General features: G+C 50.9%; 25 protein-coding genes. 17 read left to right on the top strand and 8 right to left on the bottom strand.

The window, feature by feature from the left end:
* Window positions 1-630 precede the first annotated feature (630 nt).
* From NFU03_RS15180 to NFU03_RS15140, 9 genes are all read left to right on the top strand, one after another.
* Window positions 631-1926 (top strand): S1C family serine protease, encoded by a 1296-nt coding sequence (locus tag NFU03_RS15180; RefSeq protein WP_251639968.1) that lies wholly within the window; start codon window positions 631-633, stop codon window positions 1924-1926.
* A gap of 166 nt (window positions 1927-2092) precedes the next feature.
* Window positions 2093-2278: a CxxH/CxxC protein gene (locus tag NFU03_RS15175; protein ID WP_251639967.1), complete on the top strand. Its 186-nt coding sequence runs from the start codon at window positions 2093-2095 to the stop codon at window positions 2276-2278.
* Between the two features lie 58 nt (window positions 2279-2336).
* The gene (gene rlmH, locus NFU03_RS15170) at window positions 2337-2816 is read left to right on the top strand and encodes a 23S rRNA (pseudouridine(1915)-N(3))-methyltransferase RlmH (protein WP_251639966.1); all 480 of its coding nucleotides are present in this window, start codon (window positions 2337-2339) and stop codon (window positions 2814-2816) included.
* Window positions 2817-3007: 191 nt separating this feature from the next.
* Window positions 3008-3226: a RhuM family protein gene (rhuM, locus tag NFU03_RS15165; RefSeq protein ID WP_251639965.1), complete on the top strand. Its 219-nt coding sequence runs from the start codon at window positions 3008-3010 to the stop codon at window positions 3224-3226.
* Window positions 3227-3331: 105 nt separating this feature from the next.
* Entirely contained in the window at window positions 3332-3868 is a 537-nt protein-coding gene (locus NFU03_RS15160; RefSeq protein WP_251639964.1) for a sigma-70 family RNA polymerase sigma factor, read from the top strand.
* 1 nt (window position 3869) lies between these two features.
* On the top strand, window positions 3870-4268 hold the full coding sequence (locus tag NFU03_RS15155; RefSeq protein WP_251639963.1) for a helix-turn-helix transcriptional regulator: 399 nt from the start codon (window positions 3870-3872) through the stop codon (window positions 4266-4268).
* Window positions 4258-5556: an FtsW/RodA/SpoVE family cell cycle protein gene (locus NFU03_RS15150; RefSeq protein WP_251639962.1), complete on the top strand. Its 1299-nt coding sequence runs from the start codon at window positions 4258-4260 to the stop codon at window positions 5554-5556. The genes NFU03_RS15155 and NFU03_RS15150 overlap by 11 nt, the downstream gene beginning before the upstream one ends.
* Before the next feature lie 55 nt (window positions 5557-5611).
* Window positions 5612-7111 carry a phytoene desaturase family protein gene (locus NFU03_RS15145; protein WP_251639961.1) on the top strand — a complete coding sequence of 500 codons (1500 nt, stop codon included), beginning with the start codon at window positions 5612-5614 and terminating at the stop codon, window positions 7109-7111.
* A gap of 73 nt (window positions 7112-7184) precedes the next feature.
* Window positions 7185-8084: an alpha/beta fold hydrolase gene (locus NFU03_RS15140; protein ID WP_251639960.1), complete on the top strand. Its 900-nt coding sequence runs from the start codon at window positions 7185-7187 to the stop codon at window positions 8082-8084.
* Window positions 8085-8176: 92 nt separating this feature from the next.
* Here the strand turns inward: NFU03_RS15140 and NFU03_RS15135 are convergent, their stop codons facing one another.
* Window positions 8177-8935 carry an SDR family oxidoreductase gene (locus NFU03_RS15135; protein ID WP_251639959.1) on the bottom strand — a complete coding sequence of 253 codons (759 nt, stop codon included), beginning with the start codon at window positions 8933-8935 and terminating at the stop codon, window positions 8177-8179.
* 152 nt (window positions 8936-9087) lie between these two features.
* Between NFU03_RS15135 and NFU03_RS15130 the strand changes: the two genes are divergently transcribed.
* From NFU03_RS15130 to NFU03_RS15095, 8 genes are all read left to right on the top strand, one after another.
* Complete coding sequence (locus NFU03_RS15130; RefSeq protein ID WP_251639996.1) at window positions 9088-9642, top strand: TetR/AcrR family transcriptional regulator; 555 nt, start codon at window positions 9088-9090, stop codon at window positions 9640-9642.
* A 73-nt stretch (window positions 9643-9715) separates the two neighbouring features.
* Window positions 9716-10792: a helix-turn-helix transcriptional regulator gene (locus NFU03_RS15125; RefSeq protein WP_251639958.1), complete on the top strand. Its 1077-nt coding sequence runs from the start codon at window positions 9716-9718 to the stop codon at window positions 10790-10792.
* Between the two features lie 542 nt (window positions 10793-11334).
* Window positions 11335-11778 (top strand): GNAT family N-acetyltransferase, encoded by a 444-nt coding sequence (locus tag NFU03_RS15120; RefSeq protein ID WP_251639957.1) that lies wholly within the window; start codon window positions 11335-11337, stop codon window positions 11776-11778.
* A gap of 112 nt (window positions 11779-11890) precedes the next feature.
* A complete protein-coding gene (locus tag NFU03_RS15115; protein ID WP_251639956.1) occupies window positions 11891-12328 on the top strand; it encodes a GNAT family N-acetyltransferase in 438 nt (145 codons plus the stop codon).
* Between the two features lie 197 nt (window positions 12329-12525).
* Complete coding sequence (locus tag NFU03_RS15110) at window positions 12526-13128, top strand: hypothetical protein (RefSeq protein WP_251639955.1); 603 nt, start codon at window positions 12526-12528, stop codon at window positions 13126-13128.
* 102 nt (window positions 13129-13230) lie between these two features.
* Window positions 13231-13878 (top strand): hypothetical protein, encoded by a 648-nt coding sequence (locus tag NFU03_RS15105; RefSeq protein ID WP_251639954.1) that lies wholly within the window; start codon window positions 13231-13233, stop codon window positions 13876-13878.
* Window positions 13879-13985: 107 nt separating this feature from the next.
* A complete protein-coding gene (locus NFU03_RS15100) occupies window positions 13986-14252 on the top strand; it encodes a hypothetical protein (protein ID WP_251639953.1) in 267 nt (88 codons plus the stop codon).
* A 135-nt stretch (window positions 14253-14387) separates the two neighbouring features.
* Entirely contained in the window at window positions 14388-14636 is a 249-nt protein-coding gene (locus NFU03_RS15095) for a hypothetical protein (protein ID WP_251639952.1), read from the top strand.
* A gap of 1027 nt (window positions 14637-15663) precedes the next feature.
* Here the strand turns inward: NFU03_RS15095 and NFU03_RS15090 are convergent.
* The 7 genes from NFU03_RS15090 to dnaA all read right to left on the bottom strand — a co-directional run bounded on the left by NFU03_RS15090 (window position 15664) and on the right by dnaA (window position 25658).
* Window positions 15664-16776 (bottom strand): HD-GYP domain-containing protein, encoded by a 1113-nt coding sequence (locus NFU03_RS15090; RefSeq protein WP_251639951.1) that lies wholly within the window; start codon window positions 16774-16776, stop codon window positions 15664-15666.
* A 123-nt stretch (window positions 16777-16899) separates the two neighbouring features.
* Window positions 16900-19461: a DNA gyrase subunit A gene (gyrA, locus tag NFU03_RS15085; protein ID WP_251639950.1), complete on the bottom strand. Its 2562-nt coding sequence runs from the start codon at window positions 19459-19461 to the stop codon at window positions 16900-16902.
* A gap of 83 nt (window positions 19462-19544) precedes the next feature.
* Window positions 19545-21467 carry a DNA topoisomerase (ATP-hydrolyzing) subunit B gene (gyrB, locus tag NFU03_RS15080; RefSeq protein ID WP_251639949.1) on the bottom strand — a complete coding sequence of 641 codons (1923 nt, stop codon included), beginning with the start codon at window positions 21465-21467 and terminating at the stop codon, window positions 19545-19547.
* 61 nt (window positions 21468-21528) lie between these two features.
* Window positions 21529-22671, bottom strand: coding sequence for a DNA replication/repair protein RecF (gene recF / locus NFU03_RS15075; protein WP_251639948.1), 1143 nt, complete (start codon window positions 22669-22671; stop codon window positions 21529-21531).
* Window positions 22661-22900: a S4 domain-containing protein YaaA gene (gene yaaA, locus NFU03_RS15070; RefSeq protein WP_251639947.1), complete on the bottom strand. Its 240-nt coding sequence runs from the start codon at window positions 22898-22900 to the stop codon at window positions 22661-22663. The genes recF and yaaA overlap by 11 nt, the downstream gene beginning before the upstream one ends.
* Window positions 22901-23000: 100 nt before the next feature.
* The gene (gene dnaN, locus NFU03_RS15065) at window positions 23001-24137 is read right to left on the bottom strand and encodes a DNA polymerase III subunit beta (RefSeq protein ID WP_251639946.1); all 1137 of its coding nucleotides are present in this window, start codon (window positions 24135-24137) and stop codon (window positions 23001-23003) included.
* Window positions 24138-24308: 171 nt separating this feature from the next.
* Window positions 24309-25658, bottom strand: coding sequence for a chromosomal replication initiator protein DnaA (dnaA, locus tag NFU03_RS15060; protein ID WP_251639945.1), 1350 nt, complete (start codon window positions 25656-25658; stop codon window positions 24309-24311).
* Window positions 25659-25758: the final 100 nt, after the last annotated feature.

Raw genomic sequence — 25758 nt, 5'->3', positions numbered from 1 at the left:
CGAAGCGCTCGATTGTGGCGGCTAAGCGATCAATACGGGCGGCTAACCGATCAATACCATGCGCTAACCGCTCGATTTCGATGGCTAAGCGCTCAATTATGGCGATTAAGCGATCAATACAGGCGGCTAACCGATCAATACCACGGTTTAAGCGCTCGATTACGCCGCTTAACCGATCATTTCCGCGGCACTCTCCCGCTCGGCAGCCATCTCCCGCTCGCGCCAAGTCGCACTTGACCATTCAAAAACAAGATTAAATGGTGGGCTGCGCCTTTTCTGTGGGCCCGTGCGCTGTGTATGGGGTGTGGTGGAGCATGCATTCGAGGCTGCGCTCAAGCAGGCGGGGAAGTGATCAAGCGAAGGCGAGAAACGCTCAAGCAAGCGGAAAAGTGATCAAGCAGGAGGCCGAAAAGCTCAAGCAAACAGGAAAGTGATCAAGCGAGGTGGCGAAACGCTCAAACAAACAGCCAAACCGCTCAAGCAAACATCACAACCGCTCAAGCAACCCCAACTCCAAAGGAACGATCCGCCCCCACACATCGTCCAAATTACGGACTCCCCATTGCTACATGAAAAACAGCAATTTGGGGTAGAGTGTAAGGAGACAACTGAATCGAAAGGACGAGAGCCATGGATGACTACAATCGAGATCGTGAAGAAGAACGGCTGGAGCCCGGCGAACCGCTGCACAGCCGCCCGGAAGAGGAGTACCGGACACCCGCCACAGAAGAACCAATGTATTCCAGGCAGACCCCGCCCCCACAACCGCCGAAGCGCAGAGGCGGATTTTGGCCTGCACTCTTCGGCGCCATCCTCGGTGGCCTGCTCGTATGGCTGCTGATGTCCACCCTCAGCGGACCGAATGACGATACTGCTTCTACTGGCACAGGAACGGTGAACAATACACCCGGCAAGACTGAACAAGTCAGCGTCACTGTTGACAGCGACCTGACAAAAGTAGTGGAAAAATCGACAGACACCGTTGTAGGCATCACCAACCTGCAGCGCGGACAAGACTTCTGGTCCCAGTCGGACACGCCGCAGGCAATCGGCAGCGGCTCCGGCGTGCTGTATAAGAAGGAAAACGGCAAAGCGTACATCGTTACGAACCACCACGTCGTCGAAGATGCAGAAGCGCTGGAAGTGACACTTGACGACGGAACCAAAATGGAAGGCAAACTGGTCGGCAGCGACGTCTGGACAGACTTGGCCGTCGTGGAAGTCGACGGTAAAGACATTAAGTCCACGATCGAGTTTGGCGATTCCGACGCACTGAAACGCGGCGAAACGGTCATCGCGATCGGCAACCCGCTCGGACTCGGCTTCTCCGGCTCCGTCACAGTCGGCGTCGTCTCCGGGAAGGACCGCTCCATCCCGATCGACATTAACAAAGACGGCACCGTCGACTGGCAGGCGGACGTCCTGCAGACCGACGCGGCCATCAACCCCGGCAACTCCGGCGGCGCACTTATCAATATGGCAGGCCAGCTTATCGGCATCAACTCCATGAAAATCACGGAAGAGACCGTGGAAGGCATCGGACTCGCCATCCCGATCAACCTCGCACTGCCCGTCATCGAGCAGCTCGAACAGACAGGCGAAGTGAACCGTCCGACCATGGGTGTCTCGCTCGTCGACCTGCGCAACATTCCGGTGCAGCAGCAAAGCATCCTGAAACTGCCCAAAGACGTGAAAGACGGCGTCATCGTCACCGAAGTATTCCGCAACACGCCAGCGCAAACCGCAGGCGTCCAAAAGTATGATACAATTGTGGAAATGGACGGTAAACCGATCGCCGACATGGTATCGCTGCGCAAACACTTGTACAACGAAAAGAAAGTCGGCGACAATATGACCATGAAAGTGTATCGCGAGGGCAAACCTGTAACAATCGACATGGTATTGAAAGACGGAAACTCCTTCTAATACACATGTGCACAACAGCAGCCATTTAGTTATCCACAGCAGGCACGATAGCAGCGAAACCGCTATTGTGCCTGCTTTTTTCATCGACAATTTTAACTTTGTGGATAAAACAGAAAATTTGTGTATAACTCTGTGGGGAAATAAAAATGAAAAAGAGGTGAGAAAAATGAAGATTTACAGCTGCGAAACCCATATAAACCGGGCACTTGACGAATTCGTCGCAAAAGAGGAAACGTTTCCGAACATGGAACCTGTCAAAAATGATATCAAGTTATCCACAACGTGCGAATATTGTGAGCAGGTACCAATGTATGTTGTGACGAACGTACAATCGGACACAACATCTAGCTGACAATGTGGATATGTGCATAACTTTTGTGTATAACTTTTCAAAAAAGGTGGACAACGCTGTGAATATTACAATTGTAACAGTCGGAAAACTGAAAGAGAAATACTTGAAGATGGGCATCGAGGAATACACAAAGCGTCTCGGTGCCTACGCCAAAATCGACCTGATCGAGGTGGCGGACGAAAAAGCACCCGAGCAGCTGAGCGACGCCGACATGGAAATCGTCAAGAAAAAAGAGGGAGACCGCATCCTCGCCAAAATCTCTCCTGACGCCCATGTCATCGCCCTGGCTATCGAAGGCAAGCAAAAAACGTCCGAACAGCTCGCCGACACTCTCCAGAACCTCATGACGTATGGCAAAAGCAAAATCACTTTCGTCATCGGCGGTTCTCTTGGCCTGCATGCCGATGTGTACAAGCGTGCCGATGAACTGCTGTCGTTTTCGAAGATGACGTTTCCTCATCAGCTGATGAAGCTGATATTGTTGGAGCAGGTGTATCGAGGATTCCGGATCATGCGGGGGGAGCCGTACCATAAGTAATGGAGGGAAAGTGGATAGAAAACAGCACCAATCTACTAATACATCAAACGGAAGACGGACACACAAAAATCAATGTCAGAGTGCAAGACGAAACTGTTTGGATGACACAGAAAGCAATGGCCGAGCTCTTTCAAACAACACCATAAAATATAACTCTTCATATAAAAAGCATTTATGACGAGGGGGAGTTATTGGAAACTCCAACTTGTAAGGAATACTTACAAGTTCAAATTGAAGGGGCACGACAAGTTCAAAGGAAGACGAAACATTATAATCTTGAAATGATACTCGCGGTTGGTTACCGTGTACGATCCCATCGTGGAACACAGTTCCGTCAATGGGCGACGGCTATCTTTAAGGATTACTTTGCCCTTAAAGATAGCCATTTTTATATACTTCTGCCTCTTTAAAATAGTTTAGGATAAAACTTATCCAAGCTGGAGAAATAAAAATCCAAACAAATCCAAACTAATCTAGATCGGTACTCGTCTAATCAAGTGAAAGGGGGCAAAGACATGGACAGCTATTCGATTGATCGAACGGAGACACATACGAACGAAGTAATTATCGATCGGCTGATGACCGATTACGGACAGGAAATCTTACAGCTGGTTATGCAATATGTACATAATCTCTCACTGGCAGAAGATCTGACCCAGGAAATCTTCATGAAATGCTATAAGGCGCTGCCGACGTTTCAATATGATTCTTCCATGAAAACGTGGTTATGGCGGATAGCCATCAACCATTCGAAAGATTATTTTAAAAGCTGGTATGCACGGAATGTGGAGATCACAGGAGAATACGGATTTATTTTAGATGAGAGCCGGAATAGGGTGGAGCAGCAGGTTCTTCAACAGGAACAGGATGAGGAGTTGGCAAGGGCCGTTGGTACGCTGCCGGTGAAATATCGGGAAGTCATTTACTTCTGTTATTACGAGGACCGGACAATGAAGGAGATATCAGAGGTTTTACAAGTGAAAGAAAGTACTGTCAAGACGAGGCTGCGCCGGGCGAAGCAGTTATTACAAGAACGATTGGAGCGTGGATAGGATGGAAGATCGTTTACGACAATTGAAAAAATCCATGAATCGGACACTGTTCAAACACACTGAATTTACAGAAGCCCATCAAGAAAAAATTCACAGACAGCTACATGAGGAGCACATAACAGAAATCATCCTTTCCCTGCTGACTAACCCGAAGTCCGGTATGGAGCTGACTCATCTGCTTCATGCGCGCGGTATCCAAATGATCTTAGATAATGAGGGAATCGTGTATACGGTCTTACATGATGCCGAGCAGAGAGGATGGCTGGCTGCGATATGGCGCAATGATCGAAAGTACTATCAACTTACGAAGCTCGGTACGAAGGTATTCTTCCAAGAAACTACACAAGACAAACAACGTAACCGAGGTTTGCTGAGGGAGGCGAGGCCGGATGTCCAGTAAAGAATTTGTGCTGGCAGTCACGCGCCGCATACGCGCCAAAGAGGCACATCAGCAAGTTGCAGAAGAATTAACGAACCATCTGCAGGAATCCAAACAGACCTGGCTGCGTAAAGGATATTCGGAGGAGGAAGCGGAACAGAAAGCGGTGGCAGCTATGGGCTCGGCTTCCCAGCTGGGTAAGAATATGGACAAAATTCATCGGCCGGCCTGGGATTTCTGGCTGATCGGCATCATATCTTTGTTGCTGGCTGCAAGCTTCATTCCAATTCTTTCAACCGATTTCCAGCCGCAATTTGGCAGAGATCTGACAGGTTACTATATCCAGCACCGACTTCTCCATATTGTACTTGGTATTGGGCTGATTACAGTTCTTCTGTACTTTGATTATCGAAAATTGCAACGGTTCAGTCTGTTCTTGTATGTAAGTTCTATTCTTCTTCTGCTTTTTCTGCTGTTTGCACCAAACACCTTTATCAATGGGCAGGCAATATTTCAGTTCGGTCCGCTTCGCCTGCATACTTGGATGGCCCTCCCGTTTCTTGTTGTTTCGCTAGCCGGTTTCCTGTCAGAGCGGACATACAACAGATGGCTGCTAGCCGGATTCATCATCCTGCCGATCGTCTTGTTCACGTTGCTGTCCAACTTATCAGCTCTGATGCTCTATACGGCAGCCGCTGCGGTTTTATTCGGATATAGTTATTTGCCGAGGAAAGTCAAAACAAGTGTATTTGCTGTAGTGGGGGGAATTGGACTTAGTATGGCAGCCTTCAGTGTATATGCTTATCACCGCTTGTTGATGCCTTATCAGACAGAGCGCATTGCTGCTTTTCTGAAACCTGAAAGTTACAGCGACTCATCAGGGTATATGATACTTTTGCTGAAAGATGCGATGGCCGAGGCGGGGCTGTTCGGAGCAAAGATGCCTTTGTATATTCCTGAAGCGCACACAGACTATGCATTGGTACAGCTCATCCATTCCTATGGGTACGCTGCTGGTATCCTGGTCATTGGACTTCTGTTAGCTGTCACGATCCGGATCGGCTGGATGGCCCGCAACTTGCCGCGGTCTTACGGTAAGTTACTCATCTTGGCCTCCGTAACCATATACAGCATACAGAGCGTATACTCCATTCTCATGATATTCGGTCTTCTGCCGTTGACCGGTATGTCGCTGCCGTTCATTAGTTACGGACTGCTTCCTATGCTCATCCATGCCTTTTTACTAGGTATGGTGCTGAGTGTGTATCGGAGAAAGCTATATGTGACAAAACCGATGACCTTGACTTGATTAAGAGACAAACATTTTAAGAGGACGATCAGTTTTCAAGAAAGTAGGAATTTCCATGACCCAATCCATCTGCATCCTCGGCGGCGGCATCAGCGGGCTGACGGCTGGGGCGTTTTTGGCGCAGCACGGGTGCCGGGTGACGGTGCTGGAGAAGGCGGTGACGGTCGGGGGTTCGGCGGGTTCGTATGCGCGGCGGGACAGGCGATTTCCGGCGGGGGCAACGATTGCGTTCGGGCTGGAGGAGGACGGGCTGCTGACGGGGCTGTTCGGCCGGCTCGGGAACAAGGTGCCGGCTGAGCTGCTGGAGCACCCGATGGATATCGTGCTGCCGGACCGGACGGTGTCGATCTGCCGCGACCGGCTGCGGTGGCAGGCGGAACTGGCGCGGGCGTTTCCGGAGCGGGGGGCGGAGGTGCTGGCGTTCTGGAAGGAGCTGTCGCGGATCGGCGAGACGGTGTTCAGCGTCACTTCAACGGGTGTGTCACTGCCGGTGCGGCGGCTGTATGATCTTGGGTATCTGCCGGCATACGGGGTGAAACATCCGCTGCGTCTGCTGCCGCTCGCCCGTCGTGCGCTGTGGACGGTCGGGGATCTGCTGAAAGCCCATGGACTCGAAACGTATCAACCGTTCCGCCGGTTCCTGGATGCGCAGCTGATGGATGCTGCGCAGACGGACTGCCGGCACGCGGCGCTGCTGCCGTCGAGCCTCGCGCTCGATATTTATAGGCGGGGGAGTTATTTTGTCCACGGCGGCATCGGGCAGCTGAGCGAGCTGCTGGCCGCACGGATCCGCGAGCTTGGCGGTGAGGTGCTGACGGCAACGCCCGTCACATCGCTGAACCGGGAGAATTCGAGCTGGCGGGTGGTGACCCGGAAGCGCAGCGACCTGTATGACGCGGTCGTCAACAGTACGGGCGTGTCGTTCGGTATCGGGACGAGCCATGCGGAGGACGGTGAGTTTTCGTGGGGCGCGTTCCGGATCGATGCTGTTCTGGATGAAGCCTTCCGCCATGACCACTTGGACAGCCGTCCGCTGCCGTTCGCGCTGCAGATCATGCCGGAGGCTGGGCATCCGGTGTACGAAGCAGGCGGGCATGGGCCGGTGTATGTCACATTCCTGCCGTCCGTTGACGCAGACAATGAACCGGTCGCCGGTGAAGTGATGATGACCTGTTCCATCCATACGGAGACGGACGGATGGGAGCGGCGGCCGAAAGAAGCGTATCAGGCGAAGAAGCAGGCACTCACGGACGCGATGCTCGATGCGATCGAGGACGTGCTGCCGATCCGCCGGTATGTACAGCGGACGGACGCGGGGACGCCGGCGACGTACGAACGGTACATCGGCAAGACGGCGGTCGGCGGGTTTCCGCTGACGGTGCGCAATGCGATCCTCCGTCCGAAAAGCGTAAGTTCTTCATTGCCGGATTTCTATCTGGCGGGGGAGCAGTCCTTCCCCGGGCCGGGCACGCTGTCGTCCGCACTGAGCGGTTATCACACGGCACGCGCGATCCTCGGCGGCCGGATAGGACCCTCCTTTTCAGGGTATAGATGAATTCAACGCGCTGTCCGTCGAAACTTACCGGACGGCGGCACGGGTTCATCTACTCTGAAAAGGAGGTTTTTTCATGTCTTCTTCGCGGGAACATACACATCTCGACGTGAACGGAATCACGCTCCACGTCGTCCAGCAAGGACCGGCGGACGGCGGGCTCGTCATCCTGCTGCATGGATTTCCGGAGTACTGGTATGGCTGGCGGAAGCAGATGGATGCGCTGGCGGAGCAGGGATACCGGGTGTGGGCGCCCGACCAGAGGGGCTATAACCGGAGCGACAAACCGGAAGCCGTGTCCGCGTACCGGGTGGACCGGCTCGCGGCGGACATTGCCGGGCTGATCCGGGTGTCCGGGCGGGACAAGGCGATCGTCGTCGGGCATGACTGGGGCGGCATTGTCGCGTGGAATGTGGGACGCCGGTATCCGGAATTGGTCGACCGGCTCGTCATCCTGAATGCGCCGCACGAGGCAGCGATGGGGCGGTATACGGTCAAGCATCCGCTGCAGCTCTTCCGCAGTTCATACGCCGGCTTCTTCCAGCTGCGCGGGGTTCCGGAACAAGCACTCGGCGCTGGCGGCTATAAGCCGTTGTGGCGAATGCTGAAGGGCAGCAGCCGGCCAGGGACCTTTACGGAAGAAGACTTGGTACATTATGAGGAAGCCTGGTCGCAGCCGGAAGCCCTAAGGTCGATGATCAACTGGTACCGGGCGAACGTCAGGACGCTGTTCGCACCGGAGCCACCGTATCGTGTGCCCGTTCCGGTGCTCGTCATCTGGGGCGCCCGCGATCCGTTTCTCGGCCGGGAGCTTGCACTTAGGAGCCTTGCATTCTGTGATGCCGGGCGGGTCGTCTATTTTGAGAATGCGACGCACTGGGTACACCTCGAGGAGGCGCAGCGGGTGAACGCGCTGCTGATCGATTTCTTCATGGACAGTCAGTTCCTTGCCGGGCAGCTGGCGAGTTGGGAATGACAGAATTACGCTGCGGGTTCGAAGGAACCGCAGTAAAACCCGGCAGCCTCATATCGGCTGCCGGGTTTGTTTACGGTTGGTTACCCGTTTCCTTAATAAGCCGTCCAGCCGCCATCGACACCGATGACTTGTCCGTTGACGAAGCTGGCGGCATCTGAGCCGAGGAAGACGGCGAGCTCCGCAATTTCTTCCGGCTGGCCGATGCGCGGGTTGAGGGCCATACCAAGAGACTGGCGGCCGGCCCCGAATTCGCTGATGCTTTTCATAGAGGCGCTGATGTTGGTTGCAACAGCTCCGGGCGCGATGCCGTTCGTCCGGATGTTGCTGCCGGCATACATGAACGCCGTGTTTTTCGTCAGGCCGACGACCGCATGCTTGGATGCAGTGTACGCAGCGCCAGCCCGTCCGCCGTAGAGGCCGCCCGCTGAAATATTGTTGACGATGACGCCATGCCCCTGTTCGAGGAATTGGTTGACCGCGATCCGCATCGTGCGCATGACGGCTGTCGTGTTGACCGAGAAGACCCGCTCCCACTGTTCATCCGTCACTTCACCGACCGGCTCCATGCCATCCATGATGCCAGCATTGTTGACGAGGATGTCCAGTTTGCCGAAGTGTTCCGCAACTGCGTCGAACATTGCCTGCACGTCCGTTTCCGATGTCACGTCCGTCTTGACCGCCACGGCTTCACCGCCGGCTGCCCGGATCGCTTCCGCCACTGCATCGGCTCCATCCAGATTCATGTCCGAGACAATCACCCGTGCCCCTTCTGCCGCATACCGCTCCGCAATCGCTTTCCCCATGCCTGACGCCGCACCTGTCACAATCGCCGCTTTCCCTTCCAATCTCATCTGTTCCGCCTCCTTCATTTACTATACAACTGTTCAATAAAATTATAAGATGGTCCAAGAACTGTTGCAATCGTCAAAAAACAGGAAACCGTTCAGTAGTGAACAAAAAACCGGCAACTGTGCAGGAGGGATTGAATTCATTGAAAACCGATATGCGCATCGTCAAGACAAAAGAAGCGCTGCACGAGGCGCTGCTCACTTTGCTGGATGAAAAAAGCCTGGAGACGATCTCCATCACGGAACTGTGCAGGACGGCCCGCGTAAACCGGGGGACTTTCTATTTGCATTACGGCCGCGTGGAGGATGTCTTCGAGGAATACTTCCGGGAAATCACAGCGGACCTTGCCGTCTCCTATCAGGAGCCGTACCGGCATGTCGCCGTCCTGAAAACGAGTGAGCTCGATCCGGACACGATCCGGATCTTCCATCACGTCAAAAAGTACGAACGGTTCTACCGGATCGTCTTCTCGAAAAATGTGCCGCTCCAATATTATTATCTGCTGTTCGAAGAAGTGAAGGGACTGCTGCTGACGGATCCGGAAGCGGAAGTGCGCGTCGGCATCGATGCTGGTCTGTTCAGCGCATACCAGGCGAACGCCATCATCGGCATGCTGCTGCATTGGTGCCAGCACGACTTCAGCTACACCGTCGATGAGCTGAACCGCCAGCTCGTCCGTATTGTCAGTGCCGGTACGACAGGGCAATGACGGTGTTCACCACAACAACTATCAAAACGCGGCCGGCACTCCCCGCTATACTGGAAAACAGGAGGGATACCGGATGAAAGACGTAATACAAGAGATGATCGACTGGATCGAAGGGCGGCTGACCGAACGCTTTTCGCTGGACGGGCTGGCAACGTACATCGGGTACTCGCCGTATTACTGCTCGTTCAAGTTCCATCAGGCGACGGGCATGAGCCTGCGGCGCTACGTCCTGCAGAGACGACTGTACAGGTCGATGAAGGACCTGGCGGAGCAGCGCCCGATCCTCGACGTGGCGTTCGACTATCAGTATTCGTCCCAGGAGGCATACAGCCGGGCATTCAAAGGGGTGTTCGGCATCAGCCCGAAAGCGTTCCAGCTCGGCCAACCGCCGGTCCAGTCCTTCCCGAAACTCTCCGTCACTTCAGATAAGGGGATGATTGCGATGAACCGAGCGAGAGAACTGGAAATGGCCCGCCTGCAGGCCGATTCCGGGGAGTTGTTTGAAAGGGACGTCTTGAACGTCCTGAACGGGCAGATGATGTACGAGGATTTTGCAGAAAAGAAGCTGATGGGCGATTCACAATATGTGCCCTTCAACGAAGCAATGTGCGTTCACGAGACGGCGGCACCGGTGTTCGGCGATGAGTTTATCGGTATCCGGTCGGCCGGCCACGGGGAGACGCGGGAAGCGTATCACACCCATGTCGTTGTGCCGCTGCAGCCGATGCTCGACGGGGGTTTCCGCAGTGTCGTCCTCTGGTTCGGCGAGGATATGTTCTGCCAGATGAATGCGCTCACGGTGCTCGCGTATTTGGAGCAGTCCGGCTTCACGGGGCGCGTGTTCCTGAACAGTTTCCGGGAAGACGAGTTCAAGGTGGACCAGACGGAGCTCACACTCGGCTGCTATGAAGATGTGTACCGGAGCGTCCTCATCGAGCACAAGCAGCCCTCCTGCAGCCTCCTGCCCGTCCTGCATCAGGCGGTCGGCTGGTACTTGGCGATGCAGGAAGCCGACAATCCGGTGACCCGCAATATCCGTAGCAACCCGCAGCTGCAGGGGGACGACTTATTGCAGCACCTGTTCCGCACATTCCCGATGATCGGATATGGCGATACGCAGTATATAGAGCTGATCGAGCAGGTCAGATGAAAGAAGACGGACATCCGAACAGGGACATCATCCATACGTGGACCGATGCCCTTTTTTGGCATGGGAACGAGCAGGATATAGATTGACAGAAAATAATGTGTTGCCAGTAATATAATGGTAGAATGGAAAAAACGCATGATGCCTAAGACGCCCAGCTTATCGATATTCCGCAAGAACGCATAGTTGGAAAAAACCGCACATGAACGGACGGATCCAATCAGAAGGAAAACATAAGGAATTACGGATGTGGTTTTATTTGTCGTTTCCAACGATCCTGACAGGGGTCCCCCTTATCTATTTCGGCAAACAACCGTATCAGTACATTTCGCTCTTTATGTTTTTCACTGTGTTTTATACATGGCGTTATTTTTACAGAAAAAAGCAGAAGGCTATCGAAGAAGATAAGCGTAAGTTGTGAGTGGATTGTTGTGTTTAGGGCTCGTTTGGTAAATGAATAGTATGCTGTTAAAGTGATAATTCAAGAGAAAATATTCAGTGAAAAATACAAAATATATACCTTAAAACTATTGGGGGAATATCAAATGGAAACATATCAAGCTACGATAGAGGATTTAGATGGGATATCAAACTTATTCAACTCATATCGCATGTTCTATGAAAAACCGTCAGATTTGGAGGGAGCAAAGAAATACATAAAAGAACGGTTGGAAAATGAAGAATCAGTAATATTTGTTGTTAAGAATGATCAGAAGTATGTGGGTTTCGCACAACTGTATCCTATTTTTTCGTCAATCTCTATGAAAAAATCATGGATATTGAATGATATGTTTGTTGATCAAGAAGCTCGAAAACTGGGGATAGGGCAAATGCTCTTACAGATGGCGAAGGACTACGCTGTCAGTACAGGCGCAAAAAGTATCGTTTTGGAGACCGCTCCAGATAACTACGCTGCTCAAAAATTATATGAGAAAAACGGATACGAACGAGACACACAATTTTTCCATTATGAACTAGGTTTGGTTTAAAGGTATGTAATTACAACTTCCGTCATCGGGTGGAATTTTGGAACAAAGATTCGTGTTCATTCATCAAACGGGCTATTTAGTTTAATTTCAATTTGTAGGAAAGGTGAAGTAAATGACAACTGAAATTAGAGCAATACAACCAACAGATTATACAGACTTAGTTGAGCTGATGAGTGAATTAGGATATCCAACAACACTTGAAGAATTAACGAAGCGATTGGATTTACTGCATAAGCATGTAGATTATGAAGCATTAGTGGTTGTTAAGAACAATCAAGTTATAGGTTTTGCAGGGGTGTGTAAGGCACTTGCTTTTGAATTTACTGGTTTATATGTCCGTATTACTGCGTTTGTTGTAAGCACCAAACAACGTAAGCAAGGGATTGGCACAAAGCTTTTAAAAGCTTGTGAAGAATGGGCGATTCAACAAGGTGCAGTAGTTATAACTTTAAACAGTGGTAATCGAGAAGAGCGTCAAGCGGCACATGCTTTTTATAAAAGTAATGGCTATGTAGGTAAAAGTACGGGGTTCTCAAAAAAAATAACTTGAGATTAGAGGTATCAGCAAAAGGGCACACTTCTTGAATAAGGATATGCGCCTCGTATTTTCATTTTGGGCCATATTGTCTAGTTATCGAGAAGTTCTAAATTTTGCTGACAGGGTCCTGTGTGGTGATTTTCACAGGAGAAACCTCTGTAAATGTAAATCGTCACAGCATTATAATTCGGATAAGTAGGTGATGAAAAATGAGTTCTAGAAACAAATGGATTACAATTGCACTCGATGTGCTAATAACGCTTTATATTATCAATGAATTTTTTAGACATTTTATTTTTAATTTTCCAATTTGGCTTTTCGTAAATATCCCTTTGTTTCTGATTATGTTTGTAGGAGGAGTATTTTTATTAATACTTTTGGGTATTGGTTTCTTCAAAAGAAAAGAAAAAGGAAAAAATTTCATCCCTTTGATAATGAGCTTACTGTTGTTCTTCTTGTTATTAGCTAATCCCTTGTCTCCGTTATTCCAAAAATCTGAATTCAATTATAATCTTGATGAAAGAGTAGAGGTGGCTAATTTAATTTCGGATGGGAAAATACAATCTTCGAATACAGGAGGAAACCTTTTTCATATTCCTGCAAACTATAAAAGTTCAACATTATCAGACGCAAACGAAGTAATGAAAGTTAATGAAAAGCTTGTTTTCTTCACTAACAGAGGGATCCTTGATAACTTTTCTGGTTATGTTTTTTCTCCGAATGGAGTCGAACCAAACGATGAAGACCTTGCAGCAAATATAGTGAAAATGAAAAAAATGAAAAAGAACTGGTATTACGTTTCCTGTACTTAATGCAAAACTTGTATAAAGTTATTCTAGATAAAGGCACGATAATAGCACAACGCTGTAGCGCAATCGTGGCATTGAATTGGGTAAGGTAGAAGGAGAGTTTGAATGACAGTAGCGGTAACTTACGGAAAGCGCAAAATCACTTTTAAGTCTTACCTGCAGTTTGTCGGGTTAGGATTGACTGCAGGCATAATAACTAGACTATCAGACTTTTTCCCGAATGATGACATATGGAGTTTCAGTTCAATTGCTACTTTATTTGGCTTTTGGATGCTAACCGTCACATTAATTATATACTTTAGTATATCGAATAAAGATGCTGCTATTAACGTTTTATTGTACCTATTAAGTATGAATTTCAGTTATTACTTCTTGTTATATGTACTCGGTTTTTTAATTCCCAGATTCTACAACAATGGAGAATTTCAATGGGATATTTTTATGCTGTATAATGTTTTTGCTTTAGTTTGCAGTGCTATTAGTTATGTTCTTTACTACTGGAACAAAGATAATAAACTGAGCAGCGTTTTATATGCATTACCAGTAAGCGGTTTAGCTGCAGAAACAATTGGTGTGGGTATCTATTTATATTACAATCATACCTTTTTGTTTCAGTTTGTTTTTGATTTCTTTAGTTTGATAATAATAGGTTTGTGGTTCTATCGAAAATCAAATAATAAACTGGTTTATTCAGCAACCACTATTGCAATAACTTTAACAGGTTATTTTCTTGTTTACCGTCCTTTTATCTAAGCTACTCGGGATTGTTGTGGAAGTTAAATACGTCACAATCGGTCGCTATAACTGCATAACGATGTTCCAGAAAAGGCCCATTTAGGTTACTAAGGGGGATGTGTGAAGTGAATAGAAAATATAGTAAGTACTCCATCATTCTGATCTTCGTTGGCATTTTCATTGCATCTATGGCTTTTCCTCCGATTAATATTGATTTGCTGGGTTGGTGGGGAATATTCGTTGGCTTTGGTATCTATTCAACAGGGATAGTAATTAGTATCATTGCTTTCTTAAAGAAAGAAGAAGGATTATTAAAGTATATCTCCTTACTTTCCATTTCATTGGGTGCTATCTTTCTTGCATTTCTCTATGCAATAGTTGGTAGAATTTAACAAAAATATTTTGAGAGGATAGTTTTTTTAAAGGGCGCGATTGCGTTATAAATGATTGAGCCTACACTGTGAACAGATCAAATCATAAAAAAACGAAACCAAAAAAATAGTTTAAAGCTTATTGGAGGTAGAAATATGAAAGTAGAGATTGAAGTTAGAGCGTTTGGTGAAGAAGACGTTGCGGGAACAGTAAATGCTTACAAAAGTAGCGAGTTTATCCGTGTTCATGAACTTTCAGAAGATAAAACATTAAGAGATATCCAATCGTTAATGGCCAAGCTATTTAAAGAGGTGGAAAGTGGATATGCGACACCAGAGCAGTGCTTAGGTAAAATAACGATTCGTATGAAAAAGGAAAACGAAGAAATAGAGTTTTTGGGTTAAATACTCTTTTACTGTAGCTTTTTATTTAGTCATCGGGGGCAATAATAATAAAACGATTTGCGTTCGTTATGCAATCGGGTAACACGAAAGAGGATTGATTTAATTGAAAAAAGTCTTACAAGTTCTGTGGTTCATCCTAAGTCTTATACCCGCAGCATTCTTATTTCATTTTTGGGAATATGGACGGCATCTAACAGGGACTCGTTTGTTGTGGGCTTCGGTTCTATTTGTTTTGGTTGTTGGCTTTTTATCGGGTCTCATAAGAATTCAATATGTTGTGTTGGTGAATGTTGTAGCAGCGATAGTATCGGTAGCTTTGGCTTCAAATTATATCGTTGACGATAATGATTGGTTCAATCCGATCGGGCGAAATCTTGCTATCATATTCACCGCTATTGTATTTCTGATAGGTCAATTATTCGTGAGAACTGCTTCTAAAAAGGTTTTTTACAGAAGGTAATCGGGAGATTTGACAGAACGAGTTTGTGGAAAATCGAGTTGCATCCGTTATGCCAGATTGTAGAATATACATGTAACTGGTTGTTTATGGCACACTAGAAATGTAGGAAACGGCAGCTAATTTATGTATAAAAAAAGGCCACTTGCCAACATATCAGATCTGTTGATCTGGTTTGTGTCTGTTCCGCCGACGGGGTCGGTTTCACAGACGATAATTCGTTGACATTTTGCTGTTCAGTTTTCAAGGTTCATGTTGTTCAGTTGTTGTTTTCAGCAACTCTTACAGTATATCATCCTGTAATCACGCTGTCAACACTTTAAATGAAGTTTCTTTTTCCTGCGAACAGGAATCCGTTTCTCTTTCTGTAAGAGCAACGTGATCTATCTTACCACGTAAATCCGGTCCTTGCAAGTTAAATTGTAAACTCGTTTGCTTGCTTGGTTGCCTGCCTCGAAAGTGCAGATGGAAAACTGCCTTCTCCCATTAAGAAAAGCATCTACGAAAAGGAAACCGGACACTCCCGTTCCCTTTCCTAGATGCTTCGATTCACTAATCAATCACCAGCATTCAGCTGATGATCTTTTCAATCGCAATCGACCGGTGTGCTGCGAGGTCGACTTCTTCACCTGTGCTTTTCAAGCGGATGGACGGACGGAAGGGTCTTCCTGGGTTGGTGAGCACCACTTCGCCGACGTCTCCGTTTGTCAGGATGACCTGGTCCCCTCTCGCTGGTGTTCCGATGATTTCATATAAGGCATCCAGCACAGCCGGGTCGAACTTGCCGTAATCTTCCTCTTTCAGCATTTCCGCCACTTTGTATGGCGATTCCTTCGAACGGTACACCCGCTCACATGTCATGGCGTGGAAGACATCCGCCACCGCCAGCACTTGTGCGTACTGGGAGATCTTCTCGCCCTGGTCGCCTCTCGGGTAGCCGCTTCCGTCAAGCCGTTCGTGGTGCTGCAGGACGGCAAGCTTCATCTCCTGCCTGAGCAGCGGCGAGTCCTGCATCATCTGATAGCTGAATACCGGATGCTTTTTCACTTCGGCAAACTCGGTCTTTGTCAGGAATGCAGCTTTCTCCAGAAGGGGCGGATGGATCTTGGCCATGCCGCAGTCCGCCAATGTGCCGGCGAGACCGAGCTGCAGAGTGATCCCTTTCGGCAGTCCGAGCTGGCTGGCAAGTGCTGCTGTCAGCACACCGGCCGACACTGCGTGATGATAGAGGTACTCTTTCCGGTTCGAGTACTCATTCAAAACGACGAGCATCTTCCTGTGCTCCATATAAGTCTCGAGCAGCGGCAAGATGAGCAGCCGCACTTTGGCGATGTCCAATTTCACCCCGGACCGCCAGGATGTGAACTCCCTTTTATAGTCATTGACTGCTTTGTTGTACAGAATATGGAGATCTGCTGTTCTGCTGATCTTGTTTTCAAGGAGCTGGTCCAGATCCGTGTCAGTCATACTTCCGGCAGGTGTATCCCGCTGGTCGTGCTGGACCCGGTTCACGATCCGCTCCTCGACTTTCACTCGTTTGACACCGAACAGGTCGAGCACTTCGAGATGGTCCATGTCCAGCATCGTCCCTTTGCGTGCGATCGGGGAGGCAGTATTGGCAAAGACGTCTTCCGCCAGTATAGCACCGGGCCTCAAATCACCCAGGTTTCTATAGTTTTCCATTCAGTTCACCGCATTTCCTTTCGGGTTGGGCAATCTCTTACTATTGTCCTATGTTTCCATCATACATTATTCCATGGATGAAAAAAATACCGGCCTGGAATTTTTTCCAGACCGGTACTTGCTTTATTCGTCCTTGTCCTCCGGTATATCCGGCGTTTCTGCCAGACTGTCCTCGGATGTCAGATGGTTTTCAATTTCCTGCAATACTGGCTCTTCGCTTTCTGCCAATGCTTCTTCGTCCTGGATCTCTTCCAGTTCTTCCTTCTCGACTTTGGCCACGGTCGCCACGAATTCCTCATCGCCGAGGCGGATGAGACGGACGCCTTGCGTGCTCCGGCCGATGATGGAAATATCGTGGACATCCATGCGGATCAAAATCCCGTGCAGGGTGATCAGCATGAGATCCTCGCTGCCATTGACTGTCTTCATGGCCACCATTTTGCCGTTGCGTTCAGTAATGTGCAAGGTTTTCAAGCCGAACCCGCCGCGCGACTGGAGACGGTATTCGGAAACCGGTGTCCGCTTCCCGAACCCGTTCTCCGTGACGACGAGGATCTCATCATCTTCCCTGACGATATCCATCCCGATGACATGATCACCGTTGCGCAGACGGATCCCCATGACACCGCTGGCTGTCCGGCTCAGCGGGCGGATCGTATCCTCGTGGAACTGGATCAGCATACCGTCCCGTGTGCCGATGGCGATAGTCGCATTGCCGTCCGTCAATTTCACATTCATCAGTTCGTCTTCTTCACGCAACCGCAATGCGATCAGACCGTTCGAGCGGATATTCGCGAACGCCATGATGGATGTCCGCTTCACAAGACCTTCCCGTGTCGTGAAGAACAAGTACTGGTTCTCCTCGAACTTCCGTACAGGGATCATCGTCGTCACTTTCTCGTCTTTTTCGACGTCCAGCAAGTTGACGATCGGCAGGCCTTTCGCCGTTCTGCTGAATTCCGGAACTTCATAGCCTTTTTTCCGGAAGACGCGGCCTTTGCTCGTGAAGAACAGGATCGTATCATGTGTCGACGTATTGAGCAGGTGCTCGACGAAGTCATCATCATTCGTTCCCATCCCCTGGATGCCCCGGCCGCCGCGGCGCTGGCTGCGGTATGTGCTTGCCGGAAGCCGTTTGACATATCCTTGGTGTGTCAATGTCAGGACGGAATTCTCTTCAGGGATCAAGTCCTCGTCCTCCAGCATGTCAATGCCGCCAACTGTAATGTCCGTGCGGCGCTTATCGCCGAAACGCTGTTTCACTTCTTCGAGCTCTTCCTTGATGATCTCTACGAGTTTGTGCTCGTCTGCGAGGATCGCCCGCAATTCGTTGATCAGCGTGACGAGCTGCTGGTACTCTTCCTCGATCTTGTCGCGTTCGAGGCCTGTCAGCCGCTGCAGACGCATGTCCAGGATGGCCTGGGCCTGCCTGTCGGACAGGCTGAACCGCTCCATGAGGCCGCTTTTCGCTTCATCCGTCGTCTTCGATGCGCGGATGAGGGCGATGATTTCGTCGATATGGTCAAGCGCGATCCGCAGTCCTTCCAGGATGTGGGCACGGTCTTCCGCCTTTTTCAGATCAAACTGCGTCCGGCGGCGGATGACCACTTTCTGATGCTCGAGATAATGATACAGAATCTCTTTCAGCGACAGGACCTTCGGCTGTCCGTCCACCAGCGCCAGCATGTTGATGCCGAAGCTGGACTGCAGGGCGGTCTGTTTGTACAGGTTATTGAGCACGACATTCGCATTGGCGTCCCGGCGGACTTCAATGACGATGCGCATGCCTGTCCGGTCGGATTCGTCCGCCAGGTGGGTGATGCCGTCGATCTTCTTTTCGCGGACGAGATCCGCGATCTTCTCGATCAGACGGGCCTTGTTCACCTGGTATGGAAGTTCGTGGACAAGGATGGTCTCCTTGCCGCTTGACGCCTGTTCGATTTCAACCTTCCCCCGGACGAGCAAGGAACCGCGTCCTGTTTCGTAGGCACGGCGGATACCGCTCCGTCCGAGGATGATCCCCCCGGTCGGGAAGTCAGGACCCGGAATGATCTCCATCAATTCCTCAGTCGTGACAGCGGGGTTATCCGCAAGCGCAAGTACACCGTCGATCGTTTCCCCGAGGTGGTGCGGCGGAATGTTCGTCGCCATACCAACCGCGATACCGGATGTCCCGTTGACGAGCAGGTTAGGGAACCGGCTCGGCAGCACGACCGGCTCTTTTTCCTGGCCGTCATAGTTGTCCTGGTAGTCGATCGTGTCTTTGTTTATGTCCCGCAGCAGTTCCATGGCGATCCTGGACATCCGGGACTCGGTATACCGCATAGCAGCGGCGGAGTCACCGTCGACAGATCCGAAGTTTCCGTGACCGTCCACGAGCATATACCGGTAGTTGAAGTCCTGTGCCATCCGGACCATCGTATCGTAGACCGCACTGTCGCCGTGAGGGTGATACTTACCGATGACGTCGCCGACGATACGCGCGGATTTCTTATGCGGTTTGTCCGCTGTGTTCCCGAGATCCTGCATTGCATACAAAATACGGCGGTGGACCGGTTTCAGTCCGTCCCGCACGTCGGGCAGCGCCCGGGAGACGATGACACTCATTGCATAGTCGAGGAATGAGGTCTCCATCTCTTTGCTGATATTGATTTCCTGCACACCGCGTTTTGGCAGATCTGCCATGTTGTCATACTCCTTTCAGCCTGTCCCTCTTGCCGCCTGGCGGTAAGGGAACGGCTCTCCATAACCGTCCGGGTGCCTGTCGGTCAGGCATCCAGATTCTTGACGTAAATCGCATTGTCCTCGATGAACTTCCGTCGCGGTGCAACCTCATCGCCCATCAGGCGGTTGAAGATGGCATCCGCTTCGATCGCATTCTCCAAGTGGACTTGGAGCAATGTACGCTGATCCGGGTTCATCGTCGTTTCCCAAAGCTGTGTCGCATCCATCTCACCGAGACCTTTGTAGCGCGTGATGATCGGTTTCGGGCTGGCCGGCAGACGCTGCATGATCGCCTGCAGCTCTTCTTCGTCGAAGCAGTATTCTTCGTGCTTGCCCTGCTTCACCCGGTAGAGCGGCGGCTGAGCGATGTATACGTATCCTGCTTCGATGAGCGGACGCATGAAACGGAAGAAGAAAGTCAGGAGGAGTGTCCGGATATGGGCTCCGTCGACGTCTGCATCCGTCATGATGACGATTTTATGGTATCGTGCCTTTTCAAGGTTGAATTCCTCGCCGATCCCTGTGCCGAGTGCTGTGATCATCATCCGGATCTCCTCGTTGCTCAGGATCCGGTCAAGACGTGCTTTCTCGACGTTCAGGATCTTCCCGCGCAGCGGCAGGATCGCCTGGAAATGACGGTCCCGTCCGCCTTTCGCGGAACCTCCCGCGGAATCTCCCTCTACGATGTACAGTTCACTGATCGCAGGGTTCCGGGATGAGCAGTCGGAAAGTTTGCCTGGCAGACTCGATACTTCGAGCGCTGACTTGCGGCGGGTGAATTCCCGGGCATTTTTCGCAGCAAGCCGTGCGCGTGCCGCCATCAGGCTCTTGTCGATGACTTTGCGGGCCACTTGCGGATTCTCGAGCATGAACCGCTGGAATCCTTCCGAGAAGAGCGAGTTCACGATCGTACTCACTTCCGAGTTGCCGAGTTTCGTTTTCGTCTGCCCTTCGAATTGCGGGTCCGGGTGTTTAACCGAGACGATGGCCGTCAATCCTTCACGTACATCATCCCCTGTCAAGTTCGGATCCGCTTCCCGCAGCAGGCCGTTCTTGCGGGCATAGTCGTTGATGACCCGGGTGAGGGCGGTCTTGAAGCCGGATTCGTGCGTCCCGCCTTCGTATGTGTTGATGTTGTTGGCGAAGGACAGCAGGTTCTCCGCATAGCCGCTGTTATACTGCATGGCGATCTCTATGGAAATCCCGTCCCGTTCCCCGTCGATGAAGATCGGTTCGTCGAAGATCGGCTCTTTGTTTTCGTTCAGGTGTGCGACGTAGGACTTGATGCCGCCTTCGTAGTAATACGTATCCGTGTGCGGTTCTTCGCCGCGCTCATCGGTGATCGTTATCCGGAGGCCGCGGTTCAGGTAGGCGAGCTCCTGGAGCCGGTGGGCCAGAACTCCATACTCGTATTCCGTCGTTTCCGTGAAAATCTCGGGATCGGCCTTGAAGCGGGTCGATGTCCCGGTTTCTACGGACTCACCGATCTCCGTCAGTTCCTGGACGACTTTCCCGCGGCTGAATTTGATAGAGTACAGTTTCCCGTTGCGTCGCACGAATGCTTCCGTCTCGACGGACAGCGCATTGACGACGGAAGCTCCGACGCCGTGCAGCCCGCCTGATACTTTGTATCCCCCGCCGCCGAATTTCCCGCCGGCGTGCAGGACGGTCATGATGACTTCAACTGCCGGACGGCCGGTCGACTCCTGGATGTCGACCGGGATGCCGCGTCCGTTGTCATCCACGCGGATCCAGTTGTCTTTTTCGATCGTCACTTCGATATGATCGCAGTACCCTGCAAGTGCTTCGTCGATACTGTTGTCGACGATCTCCCAGACCAAGTGGTGCAGTCCTTTCCCGCTTGTCGTCCCGATGTACATACCAGGCCGTTTGCGGACGGCTTCAAGCCCCTCGAGCACTTGGATCTGATTGGCATCATATGCTTGTTGCAGTTCTTTTTCTTCCATGGCCAAACTGTTCACCTTTCCTTTCCGAACACGCCGGCTTTCCGGTCTTGTTTTCCGGTATCTATTCTTGCTCCGCAGGTCGGCTGTCTTCCCGTTTCGTCACGGTCCCGGCTGCCACTTCATAGACAGCGGCCTGACGGATCGTTTCGTGTTCGATCCCTGCGATGGTAGTAGTGGTCACGAATGTCTGTACTTGCCCTTGGATGGTATTGAGGAGATGGGACTGGCGGTAGTCGTCCAATTCACTCAGCACGTCGTCGAGCAGCAATATAGGTGCTTCCCCGACTTCCTGGCGTACGAGTTCGATCTCAGCAAGTTTCAGGGACAGGGCGGTTGTCCGCTGCTGCCCCTGAGACCCGTATGTCTGGATGTCGTAGCCGTTCACCGTGAACGCCAGATCATCCCTGTGCGGACCGGCGAGCGTCAGCCCCCGTTCCAGTTCCCGCATCCTCACTTCCGCGAGTTTGGCGAGCAGGATTTCTTTCATCTCACTGTCGGTCTGTTCTGCCGACAGCTCTTTCAGCGTCTGATACGAGACTTCCAGCGTTTCAAGACCGCGTGAGATGCCGTGATGGATCGGCCCTGCCCATTTCTGCAGGAGATCCAGGAAGTAATACCGTTTCTTTATGATTTGGACCGCTTTGTCGACGAACTGTTCGGTATAGACGTCAAACATGACATCGTTCAGCTGACGGCTGCCGCGGTTGGCTTTTAATATTGCATTCCGCTGTTTCAGGAGTTTCTGATACTGCAGCAAGTCATGCAGATAGACCGGCGATATCTGTCCGATCTCCATGTCAAGGAAACGGCGCCTCACTTGCGGGCTCCCTTTGACGAGATTGAGATCCTCAGGTGCGAACATGACGACGTTCACCTGCCCGATATACAAACTCAGCCGGTTCTGCTCGATATGATTAACCCGGGCTTTTTTCCCTTTTTTTGAAATGATCAGCTCAATTGGGAGATGCCCGTACTTGCGTTCGATATCCCCTTCTATTTTACCATACTCTTGGCCCCAGCGGATAAGTTCACGATCGTTCGACGTCCGGTGGGATTTCGCCATGGCAAGCACGTAGATCGCTTCCATGACGTTCGTCTTGCCTTGCGCATTTTCGCCAATGAATACGTTAATATGCGGAGAAAAAGATAAATCGAGAGAGGCGTAATTCCTGTAGTTCGTTAACGCGAGGCGGTCAATATACATCTCGGTTTCCATCCGGAGCGGCAGCAAGCTTGAATTTGCCTGCACCCGGCACCATCACGATATCCCCGTCATACAGCTTCCGCCCTCTGCGCTGTTCTCCCTCCCCTTTGACGTACACGATGTTTTCACTTAAAAACCATTTTGCCATGCCGCCGGAACTGATGGCATTGACCATCTTCAACAGCTGGCCGAGTGTAATGTATTCCGTATCGAACTGTAATTCTTCCATCTGCATGCCATCCTCCATAAAAGTTAGTTGGTCCCTCTATTTTACCGGACTTTCCCCTATAAGTAAAAAGGATAGCCGTAATAAGGCCATCCTTTTCTCCTCAGTATGTGCGGACAGGCAGAATGAGCTGCAAAATCGACTCATTGTCTGTCGCTTTCAAGATGAACGGGCGCATGGTGCCGGTGAAATGGACCTCAATGTTCTGTCCGTCAATGGCTTTCAATGCATCCATCATGTATTTCGCGCTGAACGAGATCTTCAGTTCCTCGCCGGTCACTTCCTGTGCTTCGATCAGTTCCTCGACTTTCCCGACTTCCGGGGAGTTCGAGGAGATCTCGAGCGTATTGCCGCCTTCCGCTGAGAAACGGACGATGTTGTTGCGGTCTTCACGCGCTAGCAGCGATGCCCGGTCGATCGCCTGCAGCAGGTGCTTGCCGTTCACCGTCACCGAAGTCTTGTATTCGGATGGGATCAGACGGGACGTATCCGGATAGTTCCCTTCCAGCAGTCGCGAATAGAACAGGACGTTCCGTGTTTTGAACAGCACTTGCTGATCCGCGAAGATAATTTCGGCAGGGTCTTGCGTATCCGGCAGAATCTTATTGAGTTCCTGCAGGCTCTTCCCGGGGATGACGATGCTGAACGGCTCGTCTGGAACGTGTTCCGGTGTGATCTTGCGGCTCGCAAGACGGTGGCTGTCCGTGGCGACACAGACGAGCTCCCCGTCTTTCAGCTCCCAATGGACACCGGTCAGGATCGGGCGGGTCTCATGCTGGGACACCGCGAATACCGTCTCCCGGATGATCGACTTGATGAGATCCGAAGGCATGGACATACGGTGTTCGTCCGAGACTTCCGGCAGCACTGGATACTCATATGGATCTGAGCCGATGAGATGGAATTCCGACTTGCCGGAGCGGATATGCGTATGCATGCCCTCCGTCACTTCGATCACGACGTCATTTGTAGGCAGTTTCCGGATGATTTCGCTGAAGAACTTCGCCTGCAGCACGATCATTCCGCTTTCGACCACCTGGATGATCTGCTCGCCGTCTTGTTCCACCGGAATCGATGCACAGATTGTAATATCCGAATCGCTCCCGGTCATCGTCAATCCTTTGTCATTCACTTCGATCTTGATGCCTGTCAGGATCGGGATCGTCACTTTCTGACTGATCGCCTTCATCACATCGCTGAGTCCTTCGAGCAGCTTGTCTCTCATAATCTCAAATTTCATGGATACCCCTCGCTTATATAGAGAATTAATTGTTTTAAAGATCGTAGTAATAGTAGTAGGGCCTGTGCACATGTGGATAAGACCGCTGAACGGAGCTGGCGCAACGTTTTCCACATGTGCACAAACTGTGTGCGGATGTGCATCGGTTATCCACGTTTATCCACAGTCCTGTCAGCTCCGTCCGAGTGCTGCCCGGATATCCTCGATGTCCTGCTGCAGCGATTTGTCGTCTTTCATCATCTTCGAAATCTTCTCGTGGGCATGGATGACGGTTGAGTGATCGCGCCCGCCGAATTCGGACCCGATCTTCGGCAGGGATGCATCTGTCAGCTCGCGCGACAGGTACATCGCGACCTGGCGGGGGAATGCGATGGCACGTGTCCGTTTTTTTGCTGAAAAGTCTTCCAGCCGCACGCTGAAGTGCTCCCCGACCGTCTTCTGGATGTCAACGATCGTGACAGTGCGCGGACGCGCATTCGGGATGATATCCTTCAGCGCTTCCGCCGCAAGGTCAGGCGTGATATCCATATTGACGAGTGACGAATAGGCCACAACGCGGATCAGGGCGCCTTCAAGCTCCCGGATGTTCGTGTAGATCTGGTTGGCGATGTATAGCATCACTTCGTTCGGGATATCAATAAGACCATCCGCTTTCGCCTTCTTGCGCAGGATCGCAATCCGTGTTTCAAGATCAGGCGGCGCGATATCGGTGATCAGCCCCCATTCGAAACGGGAGCGCAGCCGGTCCTCGAGCGTCGGGATCTCTTTCGGCGGACGGTCACTTGAGATGACGATCTGTTTCGATTCCTCATGCAGCGTATTGAACGTATGGAAGAACTCTTCCTGCGTCTGTTCTTTTCCCGCAAGGAACTGAATATCATCTATCAGCAGGACATCTACGCTGCGGTACTGGTCGCGGAACTCCCCGGCCTTGTTGTCGCGGATCGAGTTGATGAATTCATTGGTGAATTTCTCGCTCGACAAATAGACAACCTTAAGAGAAGGGTTCTGTTCCAGGACATAATGGCCGATCGCATGCATCAGGTGGGTCTTCCCGAGACCGACACCTCCATAGATGAACAGTGGGTTATACGACTTCGCAGGCGCCTCCGCAACCGCGAGTGACGCAGCATGCGCAAACCGGTTCCCCGAGCCGATGACGAACGTGTCGAACGTATATTTCGGATTCAGCATGGCCGCTGTCGTTGCAACCGGTGATTTCTCCGTCTTCTTGACGACCGGTTTCGGCACCGCGAAATCCTTTTCCGCCATGTCTTCAGGCACGACAAATTGAATGAGCCGGTCTTCTCCTGTCAGCTCGGACAAAATTCCCGTTATTAAGTGTACATAATGGCTCTCCAGCCATTCTTTCGAAAACGAATTCGGGACAGCGATCGTGACGTTTTCCGCCCCGTACGATAAAAGTTTTGTCGATTTCAGCCACGTTTCGAAACTGGGCCGGGAGATTTTTTCTTCCACTTTCGACAGCACTTCCTGCCAAAGGTTTTCTAAATGCTCCACTAGTGAACCTCCTTCTTGCCGAACTAAACCCGGAAGTATGTATTATACACAGATTCCATGCTTGTGGGTAACTATTGTTCAAAGTTGTTGAAAAAATTAT

The sequence above is a fragment of the Sporosarcina sp. NCCP-2716 genome (genome assembly GCF_023707985.1).
Classification (GTDB): domain Bacteria; phylum Bacillota; class Bacilli; order Bacillales_A; family Planococcaceae; genus Sporosarcina.
Note: the sequence above shows the minus strand (reverse complement) of the source record. Positions and strands in the feature narration are given on the sequence as shown.

What these genes read in the sequence shown, in the direction of transcription:
- NFU03_RS15180 (WP_251639968.1), top strand. Translation starts at nt 631, where the DNA reads ATGGATGACTACAATCGAGATCGTGAAGAAGAACGGCTGGAGCCCGGC.
- NFU03_RS15175 (WP_251639967.1), top strand. Translation starts at nt 2,093, where the DNA reads ATGAAGATTTACAGCTGCGAAACCCATATAAACCGGGCACTTGACGAA.
- NFU03_RS15160 (WP_251639964.1), top strand. Translation starts at nt 3,332, where the DNA reads ATGGACAGCTATTCGATTGATCGAACGGAGACACATACGAACGAAGTA.
- NFU03_RS15155 (WP_251639963.1), top strand. Translation starts at nt 3,870, where the DNA reads ATGGAAGATCGTTTACGACAATTGAAAAAATCCATGAATCGGACACTG.
- NFU03_RS15150 (WP_251639962.1), top strand. Translation starts at nt 4,258, where the DNA reads ATGTCCAGTAAAGAATTTGTGCTGGCAGTCACGCGCCGCATACGCGCC.
- NFU03_RS15145 (WP_251639961.1), top strand. Translation starts at nt 5,612, where the DNA reads ATGACCCAATCCATCTGCATCCTCGGCGGCGGCATCAGCGGGCTGACG.
- NFU03_RS15140 (WP_251639960.1), top strand. Translation starts at nt 7,185, where the DNA reads ATGTCTTCTTCGCGGGAACATACACATCTCGACGTGAACGGAATCACG.
- NFU03_RS15135 (WP_251639959.1), bottom strand. Translation starts at nt 8,935, where the DNA reads ATGAGATTGGAAGGGAAAGCGGCGATTGTGACAGGTGCGGCGTCAGGC.
- NFU03_RS15130 (WP_251639996.1), top strand. Translation starts at nt 9,088, where the DNA reads ATGCGCATCGTCAAGACAAAAGAAGCGCTGCACGAGGCGCTGCTCACT.
- NFU03_RS15125 (WP_251639958.1), top strand. Translation starts at nt 9,716, where the DNA reads ATGAAAGACGTAATACAAGAGATGATCGACTGGATCGAAGGGCGGCTG.
- NFU03_RS15120 (WP_251639957.1), top strand. Translation starts at nt 11,335, where the DNA reads ATGGAAACATATCAAGCTACGATAGAGGATTTAGATGGGATATCAAAC.
- NFU03_RS15115 (WP_251639956.1), top strand. Translation starts at nt 11,891, where the DNA reads ATGACAACTGAAATTAGAGCAATACAACCAACAGATTATACAGACTTA.
- NFU03_RS15110 (WP_251639955.1), top strand. Translation starts at nt 12,526, where the DNA reads ATGAGTTCTAGAAACAAATGGATTACAATTGCACTCGATGTGCTAATA.
- NFU03_RS15105 (WP_251639954.1), top strand. Translation starts at nt 13,231, where the DNA reads ATGACAGTAGCGGTAACTTACGGAAAGCGCAAAATCACTTTTAAGTCT.
- NFU03_RS15095 (WP_251639952.1), top strand. Translation starts at nt 14,388, where the DNA reads ATGAAAGTAGAGATTGAAGTTAGAGCGTTTGGTGAAGAAGACGTTGCG.
- NFU03_RS15090 (WP_251639951.1), bottom strand. Translation starts at nt 16,776, where the DNA reads ATGGAAAACTATAGAAACCTGGGTGATTTGAGGCCCGGTGCTATACTG.
- gyrA (WP_251639950.1), bottom strand. Translation starts at nt 19,461, where the DNA reads ATGGCAGATCTGCCAAAACGCGGTGTGCAGGAAATCAATATCAGCAAA.
- gyrB (WP_251639949.1), bottom strand. Translation starts at nt 21,467, where the DNA reads ATGGAAGAAAAAGAACTGCAACAAGCATATGATGCCAATCAGATCCAA.
- recF (WP_251639948.1), bottom strand. Translation starts at nt 22,671, where the DNA reads ATGTATATTGACCGCCTCGCGTTAACGAACTACAGGAATTACGCCTCT.
- yaaA (WP_251639947.1), bottom strand. Translation starts at nt 22,900, where the DNA reads ATGGAAGAATTACAGTTCGATACGGAATACATTACACTCGGCCAGCTG.
- dnaN (WP_251639946.1), bottom strand. Translation starts at nt 24,137, where the DNA reads ATGAAATTTGAGATTATGAGAGACAAGCTGCTCGAAGGACTCAGCGAT.